1 tRNA gene and 1 rRNA gene are annotated in these 507 nt (G+C 50.3%); both read left to right on the top strand.

Going from position 1 to position 507, the window contains the following annotated elements:
- Positions 1–76 (top strand) — tRNA-Ala (locus QUG01_RS19955).
- Positions 77–338: 262 nt separating this feature from the next.
- Positions 339–507 (top strand): 23S ribosomal RNA (locus QUG01_RS19950); the annotation flags it as partial.

Below are 507 nucleotides of genomic sequence, written 5' to 3'. Positions count from 1 at the left end.
GGGGGATTAGCTCAGTTGGGAGAGCACCTGCTTTGCAAGCAGGGGGTCGTCGGTTCGATCCCGTCATCCTCCACCACTTACAGTGCAAACAAAAGCGAACTCGGAAGAGTTGGATTCTGTTTGCGTTGTAGTTTGAAACGCCCGATCTTTAACAAACTGAAGAAGCCGAATATATAAGACGGCGAGATGAAAACGTAGAGTTAACTCTTTACGCGGACAAATCGTCATCTTGGGTATTTGATTGTATCTAAGGCTGCGTCGCCATATCAAAAGGGGCGGTGCAGTCGTCGCACAAACACTCTCTGTCGTGACGGTAATTTAGGTTACTGAAATGATAGGGTCAAGCGACTAAGTGCATCTGGTGGATGCCTTGGCGATCACAGGCGATGAAGGACGTGTAAGCCTGCGAAAAGCGCGGGGGAGCTGGCAATAGAGCTTTGATCCCGCGATATCCGAATGGGGAAACCCGGCCCTTAGGGGTCATCCCTGACTGAATACATAGGTCAG

The organism is Chromobacterium sp. CCUG 76385, assembly GCF_059916625.1.
The sequence above is the reverse complement of the archived record's forward strand: the minus strand, read 5'-3'. Positions and strand labels throughout refer to the sequence as shown.